At 67.9% G+C, this 3,056-nt stretch carries 1 protein-coding gene; it reads right to left on the bottom strand.

The annotated features are described in order from the left end of the window. Positions 1-13 precede the first annotated feature (13 nt). The gene (gene topA, locus G5C51_RS41095; protein ID WP_165245907.1) at positions 14-2,830 is read right to left on the bottom strand and encodes a type I DNA topoisomerase; all 2,817 of its coding nucleotides are present in this window, start codon (positions 2,828-2,830) and stop codon (positions 14-16) included. Between the last annotated feature and the right edge of the window lie 226 nt (positions 2,831-3,056).

Genomic DNA, 3,056 nt, shown 5'->3' with positions numbered 1-3,056 from the left:
GCGGGTGGGTGGGTCAGTCCTCCGTGCGAGCCGTAGCCGTCTTCTTAGCCGGAGCCTTCTTCGCCGCAGCCGTCTTCTTCGCCGCGGTCTTCTTCGCGGCCGTCTTCTTCGCCGTCGTGGTCTTCTTCGCGGCAGCCTTCTTCGCCGGCGCCTTCTTGGCCGGAGCCTTCTTCGCCGTCTTCTTCTTGACCGGCCCCTTGGCCCGCTTCTCCGCCAGCAGCTCGTAACCACGCTCCGGCGTGATCGTCTCGACGTCGTCGTCCCGCCGCAGCGTGGCGTTCGTCTCGCCGTCCGTCACATACGGACCGAAGCGCCCGTCCTTCACGACCACCGGCTTCTCCGACACCGGATCCGTACCCAGCTCCTTCAGCGGCGGCTTGGCGGCAGCCCGCCCCCGCTGCTTCGGCTGGGCGTAGATCGCCAGCGCCTCCTCGAGCGTGATCGAGAAGAGCTGCTCCTCGGTCTCGAGCGACCGCGAGTCGGTGCCCTTCTTCAGATACGGCCCGTACCGCCCGTTCTGCGCGGTGATCTCGACGCCCTCGGCGTCGGCGCCCACGACCCGCGGCAGCGACATGAGCTTCAGCGCGTCGGCGAGCGTGACGGTGTCGAGGGACATCGACTTGAACAGCGAAGCCGTCCGCGGCTTGACCGCGTTCTTGCCGGTCTTCGGGGTGCCCTCGGGCAGCACCTCGGTGACGTACGGCCCGTACCGCCCGTCCTTGGCCACGATCGGCCGGCCGGTCTCCGGGTCCGTACCCAGCTCGAAGTCGCCGCTCGGCTTGGCCAGCAGCTCCTCCGCGTACTCGACCGTCAGCTCGTCCGGCGGCATGTCGTCCGGCACATCGGCGCGCTGCCCGGTCTCGCCCTCGACCTCGGAGGGCTTCTCGACGTACGGGCCGTAACGCCCGACGCGGAGCACGATGCCGTTGCCGACCGGGAAGGAGGAGACCTCACGGGCGTCGATCGCGCCCAGGTCGGTCACCAGCTCCTTGAGGCCCGCCAGATGATCGGCACCGTTCCGCTCGGCGGCGTCGGTCTCCACCCCGTCATCGCCGAAGTAGAAGCGCCGCAGCCACGGCACGGCCTGCGCCTCGCCCCGCGCGATGCGGTCGAGGTCGTCCTCCATGCTGGCGGTGAACGAATAGTCGACCAGCCGCCCGAAGTGCTCCTCCAGCAGCCGGATCACAGCGAACGACAGGAACGACGGCACCAGCGCCGTCCCCTTCTTGAAGACATAGTCCCGGGCCAGGATGGTCCCGATGATCGAGGCATACGTCGAAGGACGCCCGATCTCCCGCTCCTCCAGCTCCTTGACCAGCGAGGCCTCGGTGTAACGGGCGGGCGGCTTGGTGGCGTGCCCGTCGACCGACATGTCGCTCGCGGTCAGCCCGTCGCCCTCGGCGACCTGCGGCAGCCGCCGCTCGGCGCTGTCCAGTTCAGCATTCGGATCGTCGGAGCCCTCCACGTAAGCCTTCATGAAGCCGTGGAAGGTGATGATCTTGCCGGAGGCGTTGAACTCGCAGTCCCGCCCGTCCGCGGACCGCCCGCCGACCTTCACGGTCACCGACTGCCCGGTGGCGTCCTTCATCTGCGAGGCGACGGTGCGCTTCCAGATCAGCTCGTACAGCCGGAACTGGTCCCCGCTCAGCCCGGTCTCCGCCGGCGTGCGGAAACGATCACCCGACGGGCGAATCGCCTCGTGCGCCTCCTGCGCGTTCTTCACCTTGGAGGCGTACGTACGCGGCTTGTCCGGCAGGTAGTCGGACCCGTAAAGCTGCGTGACCTGGGCCCGGGCGGCGCTGACCGCCGTGTCCGAGAGGGTCGTGGAGTCCGTACGCATATAGGTGATGAAGCCGTTCTCGTACAGCCGCTGGGCCACCGACATGGCGTCCTTCGCGCTGAGGCCCAGCTTGCGCGAGGCCTCCTGCTGCAGCGTGGTGGTACGGAACGGGGCGTACGGCGACCGGCGATACGGCTTGGACTCGACGCTGCGCACGGCGAACTGCGTGTCCTGCAGCGCCGCCGCGAGGGCGCGGGCGTTGGCCTCGTCCAGGTGCAGGGTGTCCGACTTCAGCTGCCCGTCGGCGCCGAAGTCGCGCCCCTGCGCGACCCGCTTGCCGTCGACCGTGTTCAGCCGGGCGGCGAAGGCCGCGGGATCGCTGGCGTCGCCGGCCCGCCCGGTCTCAAAGGTGCCGGTCAGATCCCAGTACTCGGCGGACCGGAAGGCGATCCGCTCCCGCTCCCGCTCCACGACCAGCCGCGTCGCGACCGACTGCACCCGGCCCGCCGACAGCCGCGGCATGACCTTCTTCCAGAGCACGGGCGAGACCTCATACCCGTACAGCCGGTCAAGGATCCGCCGCGTCTCCTGAGCATCGACGAGCTTCTGATTAAGATCCCGCGGATTGTTCACGGCCTGCTGGATGGCGTCCTTGGTGATCTCGTGGAAGACCATCCGCTTGACCGGGACCTTGGGCTTCAGCACCTCGAGGAGATGCCAGGCAATGGCCTCGCCCTCGCGGTCCTCGTCCGTCGCGAGAAAAAGTTCATCGGACTCGGCGAGCAGCTGCTTCAGCTTGCTGACCTGCTGCTTCTTGTCGCTGTTGACGACGTACAAGGGCTGGAAGTCGGCATCGACATTCACCCCGAGCCGGGCCCACGGCTCACCCTTGTATTTCGCCGGGACCTCGGCAGCACCGTTCGGGAGATCGCGAATGTGCCCGACGCTCGATTCGACCTCGTAGCCGGGGCCAAGGTACCCCTTGATCGTCTTCGCCTTGGCGAGCGACTCCACGATGACGAGTCGGCGGGTCTGGCTGGTGGCGGACAACTTCGCTCTCTTCTCCGGTCGTCTTTCTGCGGTCCTGGGCTGGTAGCTCTGCCGTACGGTATTGCTGCGGAGTGTGACGGTACATCCCGCCCCCGTGTCAAGCGGCAAAAGCCCAGGGCGTCACTCGAACGGTAACCCGACAACCGGTCTTCCTGCCGCACACCCCTTTAAACCTGCTAGGTAACGTCGGCCACGATGCGCTGGGGCCGGGGGGAGGAAGGGGGGC

This window comes from Streptomyces coryli (assembly GCF_011044975.1).
In the GTDB taxonomy this organism is placed as follows: domain Bacteria; phylum Actinomycetota; class Actinomycetes; order Streptomycetales; family Streptomycetaceae; genus Streptomyces; species Streptomyces coryli.
The sequence above is the reverse complement of the archived record's forward strand: the minus strand, read 5'-3'. Positions and strand labels throughout refer to the sequence as shown.